Source organism: Flavobacterium esculini (genome assembly GCF_048284325.1).
Lineage (GTDB): Bacteria > Bacteroidota > Bacteroidia > Flavobacteriales > Flavobacteriaceae > Flavobacterium.
The window spans coordinates 141,517-157,695 of record NZ_JBLVPI010000005.1; the positions used below are offsets into that span (position 1 = coordinate 141,517).

Sequence of the window (16,179 nt, forward strand, 5' to 3'; positions counted from 1 at the left end):
GCAGTGTACTTTGATTAGCGTTTTAGTTATCAAAGTACAATTGTTTAATTAAAAAAAATAAATATGGCTAATGTAACAAAACCAGTTTTTAAAGAAAAATATGGTAATTTTATTGGAGGTAAATTTGTAGCACCTATTAAAGGTCAATATTTTGACAATGTGTCGCCAGTTGATGGTAAAGTATTTACTCAAGCAGCACGTTCTACTCAAGAGGACATTACTCTTGCTTTAGATGCTGCACACGAAGCTTTTCCTTCTTGGAGCAAAACTTCTGCAACACAAAGAAGTAATATGTTGTTGAAAATTGCACAAGTAATGGAAGACAATTTAGAATATTTAGCAACATTAGAAACCATTGATAATGGAAAACCAATTCGGGAATCCCGCGCGGCTGATATTCCGTATTGTGTGGATCATTTCCGCTATTTTGCAGGTGTAATTCGTGCTGATGAAGGTAGTATTTCTGAACATGATAAAAACACAGTAAGTATTGTTTTACATGAACCAGTAGGTGTAGTGGGCGAAATCATTCCTTGGAATTTTCCATTGTTAATGTTAGCATGGAAAATTGCTCCGGCTTTAGCAGCAGGAAATACAGTGGTGGTTAAACCAGCAGAACAAACACCAACGAGTGTGATGTGTTTAATGGAACTTATTGGCGATATTTTGCCTGCAGGTGTATTAAACATTGTTACCGGATTTGGTAATGAAGCAGGAACCGCATTGGCTACTTCAGATCGTATTGCTAAACTTTCCTTTACAGGATCTACGGAAACTGGACGTAAAGTATACCACAATGCTGCCGAAAATATTATTCCAGTAACAATGGAATTAGGTGGTAAATCTCCAAATATTTTCTTCCCATCAGTAGCGGATCATGATGATGCTTTCTTTAGCAAAGCAATTGAAGGTGCGCTTATGTTTGCCTTAAATCAAGGTGAAATTTGTACTACTCCATCACGAATTTTAGTGCATGAAAGTATTGCCGATAAATTTATCGAAAGAATGTTGGAACGAATCAAAAAAATAAAAGTAGGAAATCCATTGGATCCTGAAACGATGATTGGTTCTCAAGTATCTAAAGGTCAAATGGATAAAATCCTTGGATATATCAATATTGGTAAAGAAGAAGGAGCAGAAGTATTATCAGGCGGTGCTGCCGGAAATCATGAAGGCGATATTGCTAACGGATATTACGTTCAACCCACCATTTTGAAAGGAAACAATAAAATGCGTGTTTTTCAAGAAGAAATATTTGGACCAGTAGTAGCTTTGACTACTTTTAGTTCTACTGAAGAAGCGATTGAAATTGCAAATGACACCATTTATGGTTTAGGTGCAGGAGTTTGGAGCAGAGATGCTCACGAATTATTTCAAGTACCAAAAGCAATTCAAGCAGGTAGAGTATGGGTAAACCAGTACAATACCTATCCTGCTCACGCACCCTTTGGTGGAGTTAAAAAATCAGGTTTTGGACGTGAAAATCATAAATTAGCTTTGGATCATTACCGTCAGGTTAAAAATATGTTGATCTCTTATGATAAAGAACCAGTTGGTTTCTTTTAATCAATATTAGATTATAATTTGTAATAGACCCCGGAAAAGTCTGGGGTCTATTAATTTAAAACAAGATACTAATTTTATATAACTGTTATTGTTAGCAATAACATTATTCCAGCTATGAAAAGTACAAACAAAAATAATAAACATCAATAGGAGTTGATATAAATAAAAAATCAAGTGATTTAAGAGCGTCATTTCTCCTAATACTGTTTGTAATATCTTTTGAGAGTATTATACCATCAATCTAAATAGTAATCAAGTAGGTTTCTTTATATATTTTTTGATAAACATCTTTACTAAACATGAAAAGTTGAGAAGGTCTTTTTGAAACTCCCACTTGTTTTTCATCCAGCTCAATAATATATTTCTTTGTTAGCAATTTTCTCCTTAAATTCCGATTATCGATTCCATTTCCTAATATAGATTCGTAAGTATCCTGTAATTCATTGAAGGTGAATTTATCGGGTAAAAGTTCAAAAATGATAGGTTTATTCAATGCTTTTTCCTTTAAATCAGCATATGCTTCATTGATAATATCCTTGTGGTCAAATCCTAATTCCGGTAAATCATTTACAGGAAACCATTGCGGTTTATGTTGCTTATTTTCTAAAGTGACCTCCTGTGTTTTTACTAAAAAATAATAGGCAATAGTTATCGTCCGTTTATTAAAATTTTCATTTTTGGCCCAAATAACATCTTTTTCATTCATCAAACGATTCGGATCTCCAAAAACTTTAAATTGCTTTTTATATACATTATCAAGTCCTGTCAATTCTTTCAAGACTCTGGTAGCCGTATCATCTATTGTTTCATTTTCGAACGTATGATATCCCGTTAAAACATAATCGTTAACCAGTGGTTCGTGATTTTCTTTAGATTCTAAATAACGTTTTATCAATAATACGTTTAGTGATTTTGTATTGGCGTCAAACCCAAAAACGACGCAGTCTACAGATATATTTGGAATTATTTGAGGCATCATAAGATAACGAAGAATATAATTAGTTTTTTGAAAAGATTGCACTGTTTTGCACGGCCTTTTAATATTGCAAAATTAATGATTTATTTGTAATAATATATTTAGCACTATACAATTCAAGAATAAACGTCATTATTACGATATATATTATTTGTAACAAATTAATTGATATTTATTAAAAAATCATATAATTAGACGTAAAAATGCTATAAATAAATATTTATTTGATTTTTTTTATTGTAAATTAAAAAAATATAATACATTTGAAGAATAATATTCAAAACGACGCTTAATATTAAAAATCAACAATGTAAATTGAAAAACTAATTTTTATGGAACAAAATTAACAAGAGTATCAAATATTTCAGAAGCACTAAAAAAAGAAACTATTTAACAAATCTACTATATGTTTAGTCAACTTTTTAAAACACTTAATAAATCTTTTTTTTCTTAATTATTTTACTCTCGCCTAATGCTAACTCCAAAAAGGTTTCTAAGAATTATCCATCCGATAACGGCTGGGTAGCTGGTATTAAATACAATAATCCGCTAAAAACAGTTTTACCCGACTCGTTTAATCAATTTTCGGTGCGTTATGGTACCGGAATTGCAAATAGAGGTGATAAGGGAAATACTTTTACTTGGGCAACTTATGGAGCGCCAGATTCAGAAGGAAAATATAGCAATGCATATTCCTTAACAATGGTGGAACATTTTCTATTAAACCTTTCGCAAAAATTCAGTATCAATGGATATAGTGTTTTTACAAAAAGTAAAGGGGGTTCTGCCAGTACGAATACGGATGAATACTTCAACGGAAATCAATTTTACAATCAAAAAACAGATTTTGTAGTGGGTTTTAGAAGTTTCTTTTATGTAACAAAGTGGTTACACTTAATTGAAGAAGTACATTATGCAGTGCGAAAAGACGGAGATAATCCAGAAGCCAATATGTGGAAATTTTCTTTTACTCCCACAGTAGTGCCAAAATAAATTTAAAATCATAAATATGCCAATTTTTGGAACAACAATTTTATCATTTATCCCCGGATGGAGTGCCGAAGGAGGTCGTTTTGCAATAGAAAAGACCGCGGAATATGGCTTTGATATGCTTGAAATTATCTTACCGTCTTCATTAGATTTCGATGCTAAAACAACAAAAAAATTACTTGATAATAAAGGTATTTTAGGTCGTTGCACGTTAAATTTACCAACAAATTGTCACATTCCTTTATATCCTGAGCAAGCAATAACCCTTATTAAATCAGCACTTGACAAAGTAGCTGAAATGGATGGTGATTTTTTAGGGGGTGTGTTGCATTCCGCCATTGGAACATTTACCGGAAAACCTTGTACCAAAGAAGAAAAAATAATCATTCAGCAAGTATTTACCGAAGTTGCTGATTATGCTAACAAAAGCAATATCACAATTGCTCCCGAACCCATTAATCGGTACGAAAGTTATGTTTTTACAGCAGCAGATGAAGTGTTGGATATGATTGAATCCATTGGTACAAATAATATAGGATTGCATCTGGATACGTTTCACATGAATATTGAAGAAGGGAATTTCTACGATCCCGTTATTCGCGCAGGAAACAGGTTAAAACATGTGCATATAACAGAAAGTGACCGTGGTATGACTGGTGAAGGCAATGTGCATTGGGATGATTTTTTCAAAGCCTTGGCAGCTATTAACTATCAAGGCCCACTTATTCTGGAGAATTTTTCTTCACAAATTACTGCATTAGTTGGCCCAACTTCCTTGTGGAGACCTTCAAAATACAACTCGGAAGATCTTGCTAAAGGCAGCCTCGCTTTCATGAGGGAAATGGTCAATAAATGGTATACGAATCAAAAATAATTAAACCTAAAAAAAAGTAATTATTAAATACTTTTTTACAAAAAATCACAACAAATGAAAAAAAAATTAAACGGTGTTTGTTTTGGAGAAATCCTTTTTGATGTTTTTCTGGAGCATAAAAAAATTGGTGGAGCTCCGCTAAATGTGGCTTCAAGATTAAATTCGCTAGGAGGGGAGGTTTCCGTTATCAGTGGAGTAGGGAACGATTTAAACGGAAAAGAATTAATAACGTATTTGAATGTTTCGGGAATTAACACCGATGCAGTTCAAGTAAAAGATAATTATCCAACGGGTTTAGTTAACGTTATTTTGAATGAAAAAGGAAATGCTTCGTATGATATTAACTATCCTTCAGCATGGGATAAAATAGAAACTTCAAACGAGAATATTTCAATAGTTGAAAAAGCGGACTTTTTTGTCTACGGAAGTTTATCTTGTAGAGATTCAGTTTCCAGAAATACATTGGAACAACTTTTAGCTGTTGCAAAATATAAAATATTTGATGTGAATTTAAGAGTACCACATTATACTAAGAAAAATGTTTTGGATTTATTGCATGCGGCTGATTTTATTAAGTTTAATGATGATGAGTTAAATGAAATTTGCGAGGATTTAAATTCAAATAAAAAGTCATTAGAGCAAAATATTAAATTCATTGCCAAGGAAACCAATACCGATACGGTTTGCGTTACTTTAGGATCTCATGGAGCGGTGTTGTATTGCAATGATACATTTTACCATAATTGTGGATTCAAAGTAAATGTAATTGATACTGTGGGTTCAGGAGATTCTTTTTTAGCTTCATTGATCATAATGTTACTCAATGGAGAAGATCCTCAATATGCCATTAATTTTGCTACTGCCGTTGGCGCTATTGTTGCTCAAAACGAAGGAGCAAACCCTGTAATTTCACAATCGGAAATAGATGATTTTCTATGTGGTTTTGAACATACAGATTGTAAAACCAAAGAACCATTTGATATTGTTAATTAACAAATTAAACAAACCAAACAATGAATCAATTCAAAAAAATCCCTGTAGTCAGTAAAGAATTTGTTTTTCAATTTATAATAATAACCATATTATTTGCCCTTTGGGGAATTGCTAATGATTTAACAACCCCGATGGTTTCCACTTTCAAAAAAGTCATGCCAGAACTTTCAAACACACAAGCATCATTAGTACAATTTGCGTTTTATTTTGGATATTTCTTTATGGCATTACCGGCTGCCTTATTCATTAGAAAATACAGCTATAAATCTGGAATAATATTAGGACTGCTATTATATGCGACAGGTGCTTTTTTATTTTATCCGGCAGCACATTATCAAAGTTATACGTTCTTTCTTATTTCATTATGGGTAATTACATGTGGTTTAGCCTTCCTTGAAACCACTTCAAATCCTTTGATTTTATTTCTGGGCAATAAAGAAACAGCAACGCAACGTTTAAATTTAGCGCAAGCATTTAATCCTATTGGAGCAATAACCGGATTGGTCATGGCTCAATTTTTAGTAATTAAAGAAATAAAATCAGATGATTATACCCCAGAAGCTTACAAAGCTTTAACTTCAAATGAGTTAGCCAGTATTAGAGAAAATGATTTGAGTGTTATTAGTATTCCGTACATTGGATTAGGAATTTTTGTCTTAATAATTTTAATCATTATTATTTTAACAAAAATGCCTAAAACAGCACACGAAGATAAAATGTCTATATCTGAATCATTCAAAAAGTTATTTGCCAATAAAAATTATAAACATGGTGTTATAGCGCAGGCTTTTTATGTTGGGGCACAAATTATGTGTTGGACTTTTATTTTTCAATACGTAGATAACATCAATAAAACATTTGGATTAGAATTGACTGCCACATATTACAACATAACTGCCATGATTTTATTTTTATTAGGCAGATGGATTGGAACCGGTTTGATGAAAACTGTAAATCCGTCAAAAATATTAATGGTATTTGGTATTGGAGGAGTAATTTGTGCAGCTGGGGCAATTTTATTACAAGGCATGGCTGGATTAATTTCTTTAGTATGTATTTCTATTTTTATGTCTATTATGTTTCCAACTATTTATGGCATAGCACTAAAAGACATGGGAGACGAAGCAAAAATTGGGTCTGCTGGTTTAGTTATGGCTATTGTTGGTGGCGCATTGATGCCTGTTATACAAGGGAGTATTTTGGACTTAGGAGGTTCCGGATTTTCTGACATTAAATTATTCGGGTATATTCCTGAAGTAAATTTCTCCTTTATATTGCCTTTAATTTGTCTATCAGTTGTAACGTATTATGGGTATAGTACTTATAAATTGTCAAAAAGTAAAATCAAAGAAGTCATTGATATTGCGGATGCGGCAGTTTAACTTGATTAGACTTTTTGATTTTAAAAAGTTTGATTCTAAAAAGAACGAAAAAGAAACGAACAGTTAATGATAATGATATTGTTCGTTTCTTTTTTGTTTTTGAATATACAATAAATGACCTTATTTACAATGTCACTATTTGAACTATAATTTATATTATGTAAAATAGAATTTTAGAGCATTCACCTGGATTCTATAATTCTCCAAATACTGATTCTTTTAAATTCTACTCCTACTACTTTTAAAACCAATAAAAAAAGCATTATCAATATTCTTGCTAATGCTTTATAAAAAAATAAGCTACTACTATATTATTTTACAGAAATCGGAATATTCCAATTTCCCCAGCTTAAAACAATATTATCTTTATCAATTGTGTAAACTAATTTTTCAGAAGTGGAATTAGCAATTTGCTGTTTTACTGTAACTCTTAACTGATCTTCTTTATCTTTATATTTATAAGCTCCCCATTGTTTAGCTTCTTTATTAAAAATGATGACACATTCTTTTTCTTTTGGCATAACAAAAAAAGAATATTTTCCTGCAAGTAATTTAAATCCTTCAATAGTAAGATCTTTGTCTGTTTCAAAAGTGGTTGCTTCATTTGCGCCAGCACGCCAAACTTCATTAAACGGAACTAACGCACCCCAAATTTGTCTTCCTTTAACTGAAGGGCTACTATAATTAATACTAATTGTAGCGCCATTAATTTTCCCAGTTGCAACAGCTGCCGGGCTAGCTTTCTCTTGAGCATTTAAAAAATTAATAAATAATAATGCAAAGGCAAAAAAGGGTATTTTTTTAAGTAATCTCATGATTTAAAATATTTTAGTTATGATTACAAACTTAAAATAACTTATTTAATTTATTATAAATTCTTACTAATTTTAAGAAAAAAATAAGGATTTTATAAATTATTTGTTTTACTATAAAATTGACAGTCTTGTAATTATTTAATTTGCTATTTTTACAGACAATACTTTATTTATTTGCCGAACTATGAATACAATTGCTGAGCACATTGCTGATTTTTTAAAGGAATACCCACCATTTAATCACTTGACGTTTGAAGAACTATCTGAAATAGCTACAAACATTCGCGTTGTAAATTTAGAAAAACATAAAATATTATTTCAAGTAAATGATGTTTTACATGATAGTTTTTATGTTGTTGCATCAGGAGTTATTAATCTATCTGTCATAGCAGATGCTGAAGAAACCCTATTGAATAAATGTAATACAGGTGATATCTTTGGTTTGCGTCCATTTTTTGCCAAAAACAATTATATGATGACGGCTAAAGCCAGAGAAGAAAGTATTGTTTATGCCATTCCCATAGCTACTTTTCGTCCTTTTGTCGCCAATAATTCTGAAGTTTTAAACTTTTTATTAGAAAGTTTTGCTGTAAATACGCGTAATCCAAAAGATAAAGAAAATTTAATAGGAAAACTTATTTCTGACAATGTTTTCTATTCTGATCAGCAATCGGAAATGCAATATTTTCAATCTTTATCCTATAACATTTCTCCATTAAAAACAACAGTTACGGCTATTGTGCAAGATGTTGCACAATTGATGACTGAATCCTTAAAAAACAATATTGTCATATGTGATAATAATATTCCTTTAGGAATAATTACAGATACAGATATGCGTTCAAAAATTGCCACGGGACGATTTCCAATAACAATATCCGTAGATAAAATAATGTCATCGCCGGTCATTACAGTTGTAGAGAATGTTTCCCTAGCAGAAGCTCAATTACTTATGTTGAAACACAACGTAACTCATTTATGTGTAACGCAAGATGGAACTGATAAATCTGCTTTAAAAGGAATTATTTCTGAACATGATTTAGTGGTAGCTCAAGCCAGTAATCCTGGAGTTTTGATTAAAGAAATAAAACGTTCTCAAAATCCAAAAGAACTAAAACAAATACGGGAACGTTTGACGGATCTGATTCAGACTTCCCTTTCTAAAAATATACCGCTTTCTCATGTTTTCAATATTGCAAGTGAAATCAACTTGGCTATTATTAAGCGTTCCGTAGAATTATCAATTTTAGATTTGGGCTCACCTCCTGCCCGTTTTGCTTGGTTGAGTATTGGTAGTCAAGGAAGAAAAGAACAGTTATTATTAACGGATCAAGACAGCATTTTAATTTTTGAAGATGTTTCTGCAGATAAATACCGTGACGTGAAAGACTACTTCCTTAAACTGGCAAAAAGAACCACCGGCACACTTGAAAAAATAGGATATGAATACTGTCCAAATGGTCATATGGGAAGTAATATGTTGTGGTGTAAATCATTGACAGACTGGACAAAGCAATACGACAGCTGGATGAATACTCCAGGTGAAAATAGTAATGATTTAAGTAGTATTTTCTTTGATTACGAAATCACTTTTGGAGAACAAAAAATAGAAGATGCCATAGGAAATATAGTATTCAAAAATGCAAAAAATAACGCTTTGTTCTTTGACTTCTTAGGGAATGATGCGTTGAGAAAAAATGCTCCATTAAGTTTTTTTAAAAAATTTAATATTGAAGAAGAAGAACCAAATAAAGATAAATTTGATATAAAAACACGTGCTTTAATGCCGTTGATTGATGGTGCTCGTTTATTTACATTGAGCTATAATATAAGAGGTATTAACAATACCTATCAACGATTCAAACAGTTAGCAATTATAGATTCCAAACATTCCGAGATTTACCTTAATTGTGCCGAAGCTTTTTTGATATTATCAAAATTTAGAACTTTAGAAGGGTTAAAAAATGATGATTCTGGTCAATTTATAAATTTACATGAATTATCAAAAATTGATAAAGAAAAACTTAAAAATGCTTTCGCTCCAATGAGAGAATTGGAAGAATTAATTAAAAGTAAATTTCAACTCACTCAATTTTCATAACTATGTTGGACTGGCTGAAAAATTTAAATAAAGAATATCCTGAATTTTGGAAAACCTATTTGGCAAAATTTGATAAAAAATCAACTCGTTTTGTAGTTTTATCAACAGAAACATCAGGCTTAAACCCTGTAAAAGATGTTATTTTATCAATTGGTTCTTTTGCTGTAGTTGATAATAGTATACTTATTGGTGACAGTTTTGAAACCGTTTTATTGCAATATAAATTTTTACATGATAACGGTCTTTCGAACGAGTTTATTGTCGAAAGCAAAATGAAAAAACTTGGGGAAGCTGAAGCGATACAAACTTTAATAGAATATATTGGGAATGCCGTTTTAGTGGGACATCATATTGATTTTGATGTAGAGATGATTAATGCAGCCCTTGAAAGATTAGATTGCGGCCGATTAAAAAATGAAGCTCTGGACGTTGATGTTATGCATCGCAAATTGAATGATATCAATGACAAACAATTTTCTCTAGACGAACTTTGTACGGCATATAATATTCCTAAAAGTGATCGAAATTCTTCTGCTGAGGATGCTTATAAAACCGCTTTGTTGTTTTTGAAATTAAAATCTAGGCTGGGGATAAAGTAATTTATTCCCGGAGAGGTAATAAAATTTATTTAATCAATAATAGATACCTTCCCAAAACCTTCCATGGTGACTGATTGAAACAGGTTTCTCAATTTTGGTCTGCTCATCAATTATAAAAGGAATTCTGTTTATTTTAATGATTTCAGTTTTAGAATTTAAAGTCTTTATTTGATTAAAATATTCCTTTTTTACAACTGCAATAGTGTGTATAAATTCATCCGAAATTCTAGTTTGTGTGTAATATAAAATTTCATTACAAATAACCGTCCCTAAAGTTTCATTTTCAAAACAGCAAATCAACTGTAGTGGAATAAATGCCCTAATTTGAGTTTCTCTATTATAGATTTTATAGGCAGCTTCTTTCCTGCTCCATAAATTCCAAACCATAACTTCTGGATTTTTGGCATTAGAAATCAACAACTGCTCTTTTGGAGTAAAAATTTTATCTAAAAAACCTTTCCGTTTCCAATTGCTTTCTTTTTTGGCTAAAGCTAAATCTACAATGTCATTTCCAATCATCTATGAGCTATTTTTTTTACACAAAAGGCACAAAGAAAAAAGAATGCAGAAAAAAGTGTTAAAACTAAATTTTCAGGTGCATTCTATTTTAAAGAATGCAATCCACTATTTCCTTTTGTGCCTTTTGTGGTTAAATTTTTCTATTCAAAGGCACAAAATAAATTGTATTTTGTCCTTTTCTATCATTTTTAGGATAATTTGGCATCAATAATTTGCATAGCTGCTTTAACATTAACCATCTGTTCCATAGATTCGTTATCTATTATTATATTGTATTTTTCCTCAATATCAAGAATTACATCAACCAGATTTGCGGAATTAATCTTCAAATCATTAATAAAATCAGTGTCTTCAGTAAGTGCATCAAATGCCTCTTGGTTCTGAATATAAGGCTTTACAATAGATTTTAATTGCTCGATTGTTTCTTGTTTATTCATGTTTTTTTTTATTTTTTAGCTCGTAAAGACTTAAAAGCGAAGTGGTTTGTTTTTGTTTAGCTTAATTTACAAATAGATTTTATAAATAATACTTGTGTTTTCGGATTCGGCTCCATTCCTTCGTTAGGGATGGGATTTATATTTTTTAAAAATCACACATCCATTCACATCACCAAAACCAAAACTCGCTTTGGCAATAATATTCAATTCTTTCTCAATCAGTTGTCTTGGAATTCTTGATTCATCAATTAAATCGGTAATTTCAGAATTTATATCTTCACAATTGATATTTGGGAAAACAAATCCTTTATATAATTGCAATGTCGAGGCCACACTTTCTATACTTCCCGCTCCTGACAAGCAATGCCCAACCATTGATTTCAATGAGTTTATATAAGGAAAATCTTTTCCTTTTCTTCCCAAAGCTTCGCTCCAATTCTGAATCTCCAAACTATCTTTTGATGTAGCTGTTAAATGTCCGTTTATAGCGTCAATATCATTAGCTGAAATTCCAGCATTTTCGATAGCATTTTTAATGCATTTTTGAACGGCTGTCGGATTTGGAGCGGTCATCGTTCCTAAACCGCGTTGACCACCAGAATTTATATTTCCACCCAAAACCTCTGCATAGATTTTAGCGCCTCGTGCTAATGCGTTTTCTAAATCTTCCAAAACTAATGCCCCTGCTCCACTTCCTGGAACAAATCCTGAAGCACTTTCAGACATTGGTCTTGAGCCTTGTTCCGGATTTTCATTATGCTTAAAAGTGCAGACTTTCATCGCATCAAAACCACCCCAAATATAAGGTCCTGAATCACTCGTGCTTCCTGCCAAAATGCGTTTTGCCTGTCCTGATTTTATCCGTTCGTATGCCATCAAAATACTTTCGGTTCCTGTTGTGCATGCCGAAGAATTGGTGGTTACTTGGTTTCCTAATCCTAATTTCCCTCCTAAATAAGCACTCACACCACTATTCATAGTTTGTGCTACGGCTGTACTCCCTAATCGACGGGTTTGAAAATCATCAATTTTATAAATGCTTTCGCGAAATTTATCAATTCCAGAGGTTCCTGTTCCAAAAATAGTTCCGCTATCCCAATCCGGTTCTTCATTGATTTCCAAAGCTAAACCAGCATCTTTCCAAGCATCAATCCCGGCAATAACTCCATATAAAATTCCCGTTGAATTGAAATTTCTCAACTCTAATTCCGAAAAATACTGCAATGCTAATTCAGTGGAAATTTCAGGTTTTCCAGCAATCTGACAAGAAAATTGCAGTCTTTCTAATTCTGGATCATGTTTGATTCCCGAAATTCCATTTTTTATGGCATGAGTAAAAGTATCAAGTCCTACTCCATTTGGAGCAACGACACCAAGTCCTGTAATTACGACACGTTTTTCCATTTATGCTGAATTTATTTCAGTATCTGCTGATTTTTTTTAAATCTAATTTTCAATCTTAAACTATCATCCCTGCTATTGTTCCCGTACAAACGTCTTCTCCTTTTTCATTTATCATTCTCACTTTACATTTTAATTTTCCAAATCTAAAGTATATTTTTTCTGAAATGACTATTACTTTTTGATTTGGAAAAATAGGTTTTAAAAATTCTATTTCTGTTGATGTTAAAGCAATTGAGGTCATTTTATTAAATGAATCATCTAACAAAAATATCCCTAAACAAACCAATCCAATTTGTGCCATAACTTCAGTTAAAATTACTCCTGGAGTAACGGGATGTTCTTTAAAATGCCCTTTGTAAAAATCTAACGTTTCATCAAATGTATAAGTACCTTCCACTCCATTTTCATTGATTTGAAGAATTTCATCGACAAATAAAAACGGCTTAGAATAAGGTAATTTTGATATGATTTCTTCTTTTTTCATAGTTTTTCTATTCCCCCATTTGGGGGTTAAGGGGCTAAAACTGCAATAAAACTCGTTGAGCCGAAAATCCAGGACCAAAACTCAACATTAATCCTTTCTCTCCTTTTTTAGGTTTGCTGTCCATAATTCGTTCTAAAACATATAAAACAGTAGCACTGGACATGTTTCCATACAATCGCAACACTTCTTTTGTGTCGTCAATGTTCTTTCCTAAATCAGAAAATAAACGTTCAACCGTTTGAACAATTTTTTTTCCACCTGGGTGAAAGATCAAATAATCAATAGTTTCAATAGTTTCCTTATTCTTTTCTAAAAATGGATTAATGATATCTGGAAAATGTGACGCAATAGTTTCAGGAACTTCAATATCCAATACCATTTGTAAACCGGAGTTTGTGAGTTTGAAACCCATCATCTGAATGTTATCATAAAAATGATACATTTCTTCGGCTAGAATTTCAGGGCCTTCATCTTGGTCATTAGAAGTAAGTAAAACGCAAGCTGCACCATCACCAAAAATAGCTGCGCTTACAATATTAGCCATCGAAAAATCATCTAATTGAAATGTAGCTGTTGGACTTTCAACTGCAATAACTGCAGCCCGTTTTCCAGGATTAGCCTGCAAGAAATTTTTAGCATAAATAATTCCTGAAATCCCGGCGGCACAGCCCATCTCAGTTACTGGAAGCCGAACGATATCTTGGCGTAATTTTAATTTATTAATCAAATATGCATCTAAAGACGGAATCATAATTCCGGTACAACTTACCGTAATGATGTAATCTAAGTCTTCTGGATTCCAATTGGCTTTTTTCAATGCTTTTTTCAATACTTTTTCGCCTAAATCAATTACCTTCCGGACATAAATATCATTTCTTTCTTCAAAAGAAGTTTTCGTAAATACCTCGATTGGATCCATTATGGAATACCGTTTATCAACAGCAGCACCTTCAAAAATTTTCTTTACTTTCCTTATGAAACGTTCGTCTTGTCCGACTAACCAAGCATCTAAAAATGGAATGATTTCTTCGGTTGTTCGGGAGTATTTTGGTAATTGTTTTGTAACGGCTTTTATTTTTACACTCATATTTTTGAAATTATCCACTGGTAGCGAAAAGCCCATTTCCATTGAATTTTGTAGTTGTTAAAATCTAATTTTTTTGAAAAGCTAACCAGTTCTTCTTTTTTAAAACCTCGTAGAATTGAAATTAATCCATCTCCCCGTGACATATTATTCAATCGAAAAACAAAACATAATGCCTGAAATAAGAGATAAGCAACGGCGCTCCTTTGCAAATCATTTATAACAATCCCAACATTCGAATTAGTATTAAAAACATGTAACAAATGAATAATTTTATCGTTTTTAAAATGATGCAATGTCAAAGTACACAAAACAATATCATATTTTAATCCTTCAAAAGATTTATCAAATATATCTTCGCATTGGTACGATATATTAGAATACTTTTCAGATAATTTTCGTGCATGCTCAATCGTAAAAGTATTAGCATCTATGCCTATTAATTGAAATTTAAGATTGTTTTTTAATCCAAAATCCGCCAATGTGCGCAACATATCTCCATTACCACAACCTACATCAACTATTCTAATTTCATTTGATTTAGAAATATTCCGAATCAAACTCTGAACACCTCGTAAAGTTAACTGGTTTCCTCCCAAGAGCTGATTGATTTGGGCAATTTTATCTAATGCATCTCGCAAGATTTCTCCTTGCATGCTAAAATCATCCATAGTCTCAGATTGATCCGTTCTATATTTAGTGTTTATAAACATTTATGAGTTTAAAATTATAGGTTTTCCATGCGTTTTTTTTATAATTTTCGGTAATAAAAACGGAAATGCAATCAATATACGCATTAATACACCTGAGAGTTTTTGCTTTTTTAAAAGATTCGATAAAAATCTCCCTATTTTTAATCTTTGACCAAAATTAAAACTCCATTCCTTTCTGTATTTTTCTTCTAATTCGTTTCGGGATTTAATTTCGTTGTTAAAATATTTCTCCACTAATTCCGAAACAATTTTAGCACTATGGATTGCCATTGCCATTCCATTTCCACATAAGGGATGGATTAATCCGGCTGTATCTCCAATCATTAAAACATGATTTTCAACAGCTTGTTTTTTTTCGAAAGAAATTTGGCTTATTGATAATGGTTTTTCGAAAAGCAAGTTGCTTTTTTCGAAAATTATTTTTAAATGTGGGTTTTGGGAAACAACTTTATTTTGATATTCCGCAACATTTTTAAACTGTTTGAAAGTTTCATAATCTGCTAAATAACAAATATTAATTGCACCATTTTCAACTTTTGAAACACCACAATAGCCACCTTTAAAATTATGAAGACCAACTTTGTCATTAGGGAAATTTCCTGAATAATGTCCTTTGACAGCCAACCATGGTGATTTCTTCTGAATAAAATTACGATTTAGTTTTTGATCAATAATAGAACGTTTGCCAAAAGCTCCAATTACAATTTTAGATTTCAAAATAGTTTTTTTTGAAGTTGTTACTGTAAATATATCATCTTCAAAAGCTATTTCTTCAACTAAATCCTGAATAATTTCACAACCATTTGCAATTGCTTTTTTATATAAATACTCATCTAGAGCATAGCGACTAATTCCAAATCCTCCAAGAGGCAACGTACTTTTGATTCTCTTTCCGTTAACTGTCGAAAATTCAAGTTTTGTAATCGTTGTAGGATATAAATCAGCTATTATTAAATCCAACCAATTCAGATAAGGCAATACTTCATTAGAAATGTATTCGCCACAAACTTTATGTTTTGGAAATTCATTTTTTTCTACAACGGTAATTTGAAATCCAATTTTGGATAAATGAATTGCAGCAGTTAAACCTGCTAAGCCACCACCAATAATTAAAACTTCATTATTTTTCATATAGAAGTAAATTTATGGATTTGTTTGGGAACGTAGCTATATTATTTAATATAAAACTTACATAATTACTTTAATAAACTGAAAATATTTGCTTTTTTTAGAGTCACTTCA

At 31.7% G+C, this 16,179-nt stretch carries 16 protein-coding genes; 7 read left to right on the plus strand and 9 right to left on the minus strand.

Annotation, left to right across the window (positions count from 1 at the left end):
- Positions 1–63 precede the first annotated feature (63 nt).
- Positions 64–1,566, plus strand: a complete 1,503-nt coding sequence (locus ACNQGG_RS06405) for an aldehyde dehydrogenase family protein (protein ID WP_417962270.1) — start codon at positions 64–66, stop codon at positions 1,564–1,566.
- 241 nt (positions 1,567–1,807) lie between these two features.
- Here the strand turns inward: ACNQGG_RS06405 and ACNQGG_RS06410 are convergent, their stop codons facing one another.
- The gene (locus ACNQGG_RS06410) at positions 1,808–2,545 is read right to left on the minus strand and encodes an NUDIX hydrolase (RefSeq protein WP_417962272.1); all 738 of its coding nucleotides are present in this window, start codon (positions 2,543–2,545) and stop codon (positions 1,808–1,810) included.
- A gap of 453 nt (positions 2,546–2,998) precedes the next feature.
- Here ACNQGG_RS06410 and ACNQGG_RS06415 point away from each other — a divergent pair, with 453 nt between their 5' ends.
- From ACNQGG_RS06415 to fucP, 4 genes are read left to right on the plus strand one after another with little or no spacing between them, the layout of a single operon-like run.
- Complete coding sequence (locus ACNQGG_RS06415) at positions 2,999–3,535, plus strand: carbohydrate porin (protein WP_417962423.1); 537 nt, start codon at positions 2,999–3,001, stop codon at positions 3,533–3,535.
- Positions 3,536–3,551: 16 nt separating this feature from the next.
- Positions 3,552–4,406 carry a sugar phosphate isomerase/epimerase family protein gene (locus tag ACNQGG_RS06420; protein ID WP_417962275.1) on the plus strand — a complete coding sequence of 285 codons (855 nt, stop codon included), beginning with the start codon at positions 3,552–3,554 and terminating at the stop codon, positions 4,404–4,406.
- 54 nt (positions 4,407–4,460) lie between these two features.
- Positions 4,461–5,399, plus strand: a complete 939-nt coding sequence (locus tag ACNQGG_RS06425) for a carbohydrate kinase family protein (RefSeq protein WP_417962277.1) — start codon at positions 4,461–4,463, stop codon at positions 5,397–5,399.
- Positions 5,400–5,419: 20 nt separating this feature from the next.
- Positions 5,420–6,781: an L-fucose:H+ symporter permease gene (gene fucP / locus ACNQGG_RS06430; protein WP_417962279.1), complete on the plus strand. Its 1,362-nt coding sequence runs from the start codon at positions 5,420–5,422 to the stop codon at positions 6,779–6,781.
- Positions 6,782–7,092: 311 nt separating this feature from the next.
- Here the strand turns inward: fucP and ACNQGG_RS06435 are convergent, their stop codons facing one another.
- Positions 7,093–7,596, minus strand: coding sequence for a DUF2911 domain-containing protein (locus ACNQGG_RS06435; RefSeq protein ID WP_417962281.1), 504 nt, complete (start codon positions 7,594–7,596; stop codon positions 7,093–7,095).
- A gap of 184 nt (positions 7,597–7,780) precedes the next feature.
- Here ACNQGG_RS06435 and ACNQGG_RS06440 point away from each other — a divergent pair, with 184 nt between their 5' ends.
- Positions 7,781–9,697, plus strand: a complete 1,917-nt coding sequence (locus tag ACNQGG_RS06440; RefSeq protein WP_417962283.1) for a DUF294 nucleotidyltransferase-like domain-containing protein — start codon at positions 7,781–7,783, stop codon at positions 9,695–9,697.
- A gap of 2 nt (positions 9,698–9,699) precedes the next feature.
- The gene (locus tag ACNQGG_RS06445) at positions 9,700–10,296 is read left to right on the plus strand and encodes a 3'-5' exonuclease (protein ID WP_417962285.1); all 597 of its coding nucleotides are present in this window, start codon (positions 9,700–9,702) and stop codon (positions 10,294–10,296) included.
- A gap of 33 nt (positions 10,297–10,329) precedes the next feature.
- Here ACNQGG_RS06445 and ACNQGG_RS06450 read toward each other — a convergent pair whose 3' ends face one another.
- The 7 genes from ACNQGG_RS06450 to ACNQGG_RS06480 all read right to left on the minus strand — a co-directional run bounded on the left by ACNQGG_RS06450 (position 10,330) and on the right by ACNQGG_RS06480 (position 16,068).
- Positions 10,330–10,815 (minus strand): 4'-phosphopantetheinyl transferase family protein, encoded by a 486-nt coding sequence (locus ACNQGG_RS06450; RefSeq protein WP_417962287.1) that lies wholly within the window; start codon positions 10,813–10,815, stop codon positions 10,330–10,332.
- 188 nt (positions 10,816–11,003) lie between these two features.
- On the minus strand, positions 11,004–11,252 hold the full coding sequence (locus ACNQGG_RS06455) for an acyl carrier protein (RefSeq protein WP_417962289.1): 249 nt from the start codon (positions 11,250–11,252) through the stop codon (positions 11,004–11,006).
- 123 nt (positions 11,253–11,375) lie between these two features.
- Positions 11,376–12,656: a beta-ketoacyl-[acyl-carrier-protein] synthase family protein gene (locus tag ACNQGG_RS06460; RefSeq protein WP_417962292.1), complete on the minus strand. Its 1,281-nt coding sequence runs from the start codon at positions 12,654–12,656 to the stop codon at positions 11,376–11,378.
- A gap of 55 nt (positions 12,657–12,711) precedes the next feature.
- The gene (locus ACNQGG_RS06465) at positions 12,712–13,140 is read right to left on the minus strand and encodes a 3-hydroxyacyl-ACP dehydratase FabZ family protein (RefSeq protein ID WP_417962294.1); all 429 of its coding nucleotides are present in this window, start codon (positions 13,138–13,140) and stop codon (positions 12,712–12,714) included.
- A gap of 34 nt (positions 13,141–13,174) precedes the next feature.
- Positions 13,175–14,227 (minus strand): type III polyketide synthase, encoded by a 1,053-nt coding sequence (locus ACNQGG_RS06470; protein WP_417962425.1) that lies wholly within the window; start codon positions 14,225–14,227, stop codon positions 13,175–13,177.
- On the minus strand, positions 14,224–14,937 hold the full coding sequence (locus ACNQGG_RS06475) for a methyltransferase domain-containing protein (protein WP_417962296.1): 714 nt from the start codon (positions 14,935–14,937) through the stop codon (positions 14,224–14,226). Before ACNQGG_RS06475 ends, ACNQGG_RS06470 begins: the two co-directional genes overlap by 4 nt.
- On the minus strand, positions 14,938–16,068 hold the full coding sequence (locus ACNQGG_RS06480) for an NAD(P)/FAD-dependent oxidoreductase (protein WP_417962298.1): 1,131 nt from the start codon (positions 16,066–16,068) through the stop codon (positions 14,938–14,940).
- Between the last annotated feature and the right edge of the window lie 111 nt (positions 16,069–16,179).

Coding starts and splice junctions, on each gene's coding strand:
- ACNQGG_RS06405 (WP_417962270.1), top strand. CDS start 64: ATGGCTAATGTAACAAAACCAGTTTTTAAAGAAAAATATGGTAATTTT.
- ACNQGG_RS06410 (WP_417962272.1), bottom strand. CDS start 2,545: ATGATGCCTCAAATAATTCCAAATATATCTGTAGACTGCGTCGTTTTT.
- ACNQGG_RS06420 (WP_417962275.1), top strand. CDS start 3,552: ATGCCAATTTTTGGAACAACAATTTTATCATTTATCCCCGGATGGAGT.
- ACNQGG_RS06425 (WP_417962277.1), top strand. CDS start 4,461: ATGAAAAAAAAATTAAACGGTGTTTGTTTTGGAGAAATCCTTTTTGAT.
- fucP (WP_417962279.1), top strand. CDS start 5,420: ATGAATCAATTCAAAAAAATCCCTGTAGTCAGTAAAGAATTTGTTTTT.
- ACNQGG_RS06435 (WP_417962281.1), bottom strand. CDS start 7,596: ATGAGATTACTTAAAAAAATACCCTTTTTTGCCTTTGCATTATTATTT.
- ACNQGG_RS06440 (WP_417962283.1), top strand. CDS start 7,781: ATGAATACAATTGCTGAGCACATTGCTGATTTTTTAAAGGAATACCCA.
- ACNQGG_RS06445 (WP_417962285.1), top strand. CDS start 9,700: ATGTTGGACTGGCTGAAAAATTTAAATAAAGAATATCCTGAATTTTGG.
- ACNQGG_RS06450 (WP_417962287.1), bottom strand. CDS start 10,815: ATGATTGGAAATGACATTGTAGATTTAGCTTTAGCCAAAAAAGAAAGC.
- ACNQGG_RS06455 (WP_417962289.1), bottom strand. CDS start 11,252: ATGAATAAACAAGAAACAATCGAGCAATTAAAATCTATTGTAAAGCCT.
- ACNQGG_RS06460 (WP_417962292.1), bottom strand. CDS start 12,656: ATGGAAAAACGTGTCGTAATTACAGGACTTGGTGTCGTTGCTCCAAAT.
- ACNQGG_RS06465 (WP_417962294.1), bottom strand. CDS start 13,140: ATGAAAAAAGAAGAAATCATATCAAAATTACCTTATTCTAAGCCGTTT.
- ACNQGG_RS06470 (WP_417962425.1), bottom strand. CDS start 14,227: ATGAGTGTAAAAATAAAAGCCGTTACAAAACAATTACCAAAATACTCC.
- ACNQGG_RS06475 (WP_417962296.1), bottom strand. CDS start 14,937: ATGTTTATAAACACTAAATATAGAACGGATCAATCTGAGACTATGGAT.
- ACNQGG_RS06480 (WP_417962298.1), bottom strand. CDS start 16,068: ATGAAAAATAATGAAGTTTTAATTATTGGTGGTGGCTTAGCAGGTTTA.